The 5,061-nt window shown below is 31.4% G+C and carries 5 protein-coding genes and 1 pseudogene; 2 read left to right on the forward strand and 4 right to left on the reverse strand.

What is annotated here, in order from left to right:
* The 4 genes from Q0C58_RS12475 to surE form a co-directional block, all read right to left on the reverse strand.
* Positions 1–65, reverse strand: a 65-nt coding sequence (locus tag Q0C58_RS12475; protein ID WP_366841709.1) for a lipoprotein, incomplete at its 3' end; no start/stop codon positions are given.
* A complete protein-coding gene (gene lpxB, locus Q0C58_RS11475; protein WP_290701658.1) occupies positions 66–1,187 on the reverse strand; it encodes a lipid-A-disaccharide synthase in 1,122 nt (373 codons plus the stop codon).
* Positions 1,188–1,475, reverse strand: coding sequence for a hypothetical protein (locus Q0C58_RS11480; RefSeq protein ID WP_290701660.1), 288 nt, complete (start codon positions 1,473–1,475; stop codon positions 1,188–1,190).
* Positions 1,468–2,247: a 5'/3'-nucleotidase SurE gene (gene surE, locus Q0C58_RS11485; protein WP_290701663.1), complete on the reverse strand. Its 780-nt coding sequence runs from the start codon at positions 2,245–2,247 to the stop codon at positions 1,468–1,470. The genes Q0C58_RS11480 and surE overlap by 8 nt, the downstream gene beginning before the upstream one ends.
* A gap of 210 nt (positions 2,248–2,457) precedes the next feature.
* Here surE and Q0C58_RS11490 point away from each other — a divergent pair, with 210 nt between their 5' ends.
* The gene (locus Q0C58_RS11490) at positions 2,458–4,593 is read left to right on the forward strand and encodes a carboxy terminal-processing peptidase (RefSeq protein ID WP_290701666.1); all 2,136 of its coding nucleotides are present in this window, start codon (positions 2,458–2,460) and stop codon (positions 4,591–4,593) included.
* A gap of 7 nt (positions 4,594–4,600) precedes the next feature.
* A pseudogene (locus Q0C58_RS11495) lies at positions 4,601–5,061 on the forward strand (ABC transporter permease); the annotation flags it as partial.

The following is a 5,061-nucleotide window of genomic DNA, read 5'->3' on the forward strand; positions in this document are numbered from 1 at the left end:
TTTTTAGTACTTCCGCAACTAGATAGTGTGATAATAGTAAGTAGGATTAGGACAATTTTTCGCATTTATGTAGTAGCGTTTATAGCATTATAAATCAACTTCGCAGTATTTTCACTCGCACCTTTACCACCTAAATCGCATTCTAAATCGTAATAATCTAAAAACATGTTTGTGCGTTCGTTTGGATCTAGTAAAGTATTTAACTCTTTCTTTAATCTTTTAGTATTAAAATCGTCTTGAATAAGTTCGGTTACAGATTCTTTATTCAATATTAAATTAACCAAAGAAATATAATCTAAATTAACAACACGTTTTCCAATTTGGTAAGAGACCCAACTGCCTTTATAGCACACAACTTGTGGTACTTTAAATAGAGCAGTTTCTAGTGTTGCTGTTCCAGAAGTAACAAGTGCAGCAGTAGAAATACTTAATAAATCGTACGTTTTATTATTTAAAAAATGAACATTAGATTTTTTTATAAACTGTTGGTAAAACGCGTAATCTTGTCCAGGAGCACCAGCAATTACAAATTGATAGTCTTTATAATCATCCACCAAACTAAGCATTACCGAAAGGATTTTTTTAATCTCCTGTTTTCGACTTCCTGGTAGTAAAGCGATAATTGGTTTATTACTAAACCCATTGTCTTTTCTAAAGCCAAATTCATCTACTTGTTGCCTATCTGCTATAGCATCTATTAGTGGATGACCAACAAAATGTACAGGAAATGCATGCTTATCTTCATAAAATTGCTTCTCGAAAGGGAGAATAACATACATTTGGTCGATATCTCTTTTTATGTCTTTAATTCTGCCTTCTTTCCAAGCCCAAATTTGTGGAGAAATATAATAGTGGTTTTTATAACCTTTTGGTTTTGCCCATTTGGCAATACGTAGGTTAAAACCAGGATAGTCTATGTAAATAATTACATCTGGTTTAAAGGTTTCAATATCTTGTTTGCAAAAGGATAAATTTTTTGTAATAGTTCTTAAATTCATAACCACTTCTGCAAAACCCATAAAAGCAAGTTCACGATAGTGTTTTACTAATGTACCACCAACAGCTTCCATTAGGTCGCCTCCCCAAAATCTAAAATATGCATTTACATCTTCTTGCAATAATGCTTTCATTAGGTTTGCACCATGTAAATCGCCAGAGGCTTCTCCAGAAATAATATAATATTTCATTTAAAGTTTATTGATTATAAAAATTAAAGCTAATAAAACGATTACAATTAAAACGCCTTTTGCATAATCTTCTTTTTTTCGATATAATAAATAAAAGAAAACTGGTAGGTTAGATAATGCGCCAATACTTGCACGTTTTTTTAAAACACTTATAGACTTTAATTTATTAGTAATATCCTGAGAAGATAAATCTAAAGTTACACCTATATATAAAGTGTAAATAATAATTGCAAGAATAGCTATTGAAAGGGCAATAACAAAACCTATAGCAGTGGCTTTTTTATTCATTAAAACTCCAAGTATTTAGTTGTTTTATGGCATTGTAAGCTGTTAAATCGAATTGAACAGGAACAACTGAGACATAACCGTTTTTAAGAGCCCATTCATCGGTATCTTCACCTTTGTCATAATTTACAAAAGTGCCTGTAAGCCAATAGTAATCTTTGCCTTGAGGTGTTTTTCGTTTGTCAAATTTCTCTTTCCAATTGGCTTTGGCTTGTCTGCAAATTTTAATGCCTTTAATTGTGTTTTGTTCTAAGTTAGGAATGTTAACGTTAAGAACAATACCTTCGCTTAATTCTTCATTTAAAACATTTTTTACAATTGTTTTTATATAAGGTTTTGAGTATTCAAAATTAGCATTCCAACTATAATCTAAAAGCGAAAAACCAATAGCAGGAATACCTTCAATTCCAGCTTCAATAGCAGCACTCATGGTTCCAGAATAAATAACGTTTATAGAAGAGTTGCTTCCATGGTTTATGCCAGAAACTACCAAGTCTGGACGTCTGTCTAGAATCTCGTTTACAGCAATTTTTACACAATCTGCAGGAGTACCAGAGCAACTATAAGCATCGTAATCACCAGTTTCAATATGTATTTTTTCAATATGTAATGTAGAATCTAGTGTAATAGCATGTCCCATGCCACTTTGTGGACTATCTGGAGCAACAACAACAACGTCTCCTATGGTTTTCATGACGTTTACCAAAGCATGAATACCTGGAGCTGTAATACCATCGTCGTTTGTAACTAAAATTAGTGGTTTGTTATTTTTCATTTATGCTGAACTTGTTTCAGTATCCTATGTTTCCCTAAAAAGAGGTAATGACTTTAATTACAATCAAAAATACATAATTTCTATAGTATTCTACTAAAATTAGCGGTTTAACAAAAAATTAGTGTAGTTACAGATACTTGGCACGGTTTTTTCTTTTATTTTAGTAGAAATTTTTCCCCCAACAACGATATTATAAAAGAAAAAACATATATGAAAAGGAAACATAATATATTAATGTTAGTGCTTTTATTAGCCTTTGGTTCTTGTAGTTTTACAACAAAAGTAGAAGACGATCCAGATAAAGATAAGCTTTTAGTACAGATAATTACATTAGCACTTGAACAACTACATTTTGCACCTAAAGATTTTAACGACGATTTTTCTAAAGACGTTTACACAACTTACTTAAATAGAATAGATCCTCTAAAACGTTTCTTTTTAAAAAGTGATATTGAAGAGTTTGAAAAGTTTAAAACTGAAATTGACGACGAGCTAAAAGCATACGATATTACTTTTTTTAATGTTACTAACGCACGTTTGGTAAAACGTATGGAAGAGGCTAAAACATACTATAAAGAAGTTTTAGATAAGCCTTTTGATTATAACATAGATGAAGATTTTGATACCGATTACGAAAACCATGGCTACGTTAAGAATAAGAAAAAACTAAAAGAACGTTGGAGACAATTATTAAAATTTAGTTCTATTTCTAATTACGACGAGTTAATTAGAACTCAAGAAAACGATACCATAGCTTCAGATGCTTCAAAAGCAAAAAAATCTTTAAAGGAGTTAGAGACAGAAGCACGTGAAGAAACCTTAAAAAACCTTGACGCATACTACACAGATTATGTTGAAGATTTACAGCGTAAAGATTGGTTTGCAATGTATATTAATGCGATTGTAGAGGAGTTCGATCCGCACACATCTTATTTTGCACCAACAGATAAAGACCGCTTCGACCAGCAAATGTCTGGTAAGTTAGAAGGTATTGGAGCAAGACTTCAAAAAAGAATGGATTACACTAAAATTGTTGAAGTAATTTCTGGTGGTCCAGCATGGCGAGGCGAAGAATTAGAGGTTGGTGATATTATCATGAAAGTACGTCAAGAAGACGAAAAAGATGCAGTTAGTATTGTTGGTATGCGAATAGACGATGCTATTAAATTAATAAAAGGTCCAAAAGGGACTAAAGTAATTTTAACCTTAAAAAAAGTAGATGGCTCTATTGAAGATATTACTATAACTAGAGATATTGTTGAGTTAGAAGAAACGTATGCTAAATCTTCGACAGTTATAAAAAATGATAAAAAATATGGCGTAATTAATTTACCTAAATTTTATATCGATTTTGAAGATTATAATAAACGTAATGCAGCCTCAGATATTAAAAAAGAAATAGAAAGATTAAAAGCCGAAGGAATGGAAGGTCTTGTTTTAGATCTTAGAAATAATGGTGGAGGATCTCTTAAAACTGTTGTGGATATTGCAGGATTGTTTATTAAAGATGGACCTGTTGTGCAAGTACGTTCTACAGACGAACCAAAAGAAGTTTTAGAAGATACAGATGCTTCTATTATTTGGGATGGACCATTAGTAATTATGGTTAACGAATTATCAGCATCAGCATCAGAGATTTTGGCAGCCGCAATGCAAGATTATAAACGTGCTATTATTATTGGTAGTAAGCAAACCTATGGTAAAGGTACAGTTCAAAATATATTAGATTTAAATAGAATGGTACGTAATAGCTCTCATGGAGATTTAGGTGCAATTAAAGTTACACGTCAAAAATTTTATAGAATTAATGGTGGCTCAACTCAATTAGAAGGTGTTAAGAGTGATATTGTAGTTCCAGACCGTTACAGTTTTGTAGATATTGGAGAGCGCGATCAAGACAATCCATTAGCTTGGGATAAAATAGATGCAGTAAAGTACGATTATTGGACTAGCTATTTCGATTACGATACTACTATAAGTAATAGTAAAGCACGTATGGAAAACAATACACAACTTAAACTTATTGAAGAAAATGCTAAGTGGATTAAAACACAAATGGATGAGGATATTTATTCTTTAAATTATAAAAAATATAAAGCAGAATTGAATGCAGATGAGAAAAAAGCAAAAGAATATGATGCTATTTCAGAATACAAAACAAACTTAACTTTCGAGTCTTTACCTTATGAAACTGCTCTATTTAAAATAGATACTGTTTTAAAAGAAAAACGCGTAAGATGGCATGAGAACCTTAGTAAAGATGTGTACATGGAAGAAGCTTTAAATGTCTTAGACGATTTAAAAATGACCTACGGAATTAAAAAAGTAGCCACTATAAAAAATTAGATTAGCATTGAGTACTGCAACAAACTCATTAAGTAAATTAGCGCTCCAAAAATTCAAAAAGAATTTTTGGGGCGTTTTTAGTTTTTATTTTATTGTGTTTGTTGGTGTAATATCTGTGTTTGCCTATGTATTTGCACCAGACAATTCTAGACATGCAAACCAAATGCATGTGTCTATTCATTCTAAAACGCCAGGATTTTCAATAGATATGTTAGTGTTGCCATCGCAAATTGAAAACAAACAAGGTTTTGTAGATAAATTGTTCTTCGGAAAAAATAATACTATAACAGAAATTCCAATCTCACATTACACTATTTCTAATAATACTATTAGTTATACCGAATATGCTTCAGATGGTTTGCAAGGCATAAAAAAGGTTTACACATTAGAAGATAGCACTATAAAACCTGAAGCATTAATCGTTAAAAAAACGTTCTATTTAGGAACCGATAAATATGGTCGAGATCT

The organism is Lacinutrix sp., assembly GCF_023299985.1.
Classification (GTDB): Bacteria; Bacteroidota; Bacteroidia; order Flavobacteriales; family Flavobacteriaceae; genus Lacinutrix.

Excerpts from the sequence above, each read along its gene's own strand:
- lpxB (WP_290701658.1), bottom strand. The coding sequence starts at position 1,187 with ATGAAATATTATATTATTTCTGGAGAAGCCTCTGGCGATTTACATGGT.
- Q0C58_RS11480 (WP_290701660.1), bottom strand. The coding sequence starts at position 1,475 with ATGAATAAAAAAGCCACTGCTATAGGTTTTGTTATTGCCCTTTCAATA.
- surE (WP_290701663.1), bottom strand. The coding sequence starts at position 2,247 with ATGAAAAATAACAAACCACTAATTTTAGTTACAAACGACGATGGTATT.
- Q0C58_RS11490 (WP_290701666.1), top strand. The coding sequence starts at position 2,458 with ATGAAAAGGAAACATAATATATTAATGTTAGTGCTTTTATTAGCCTTT.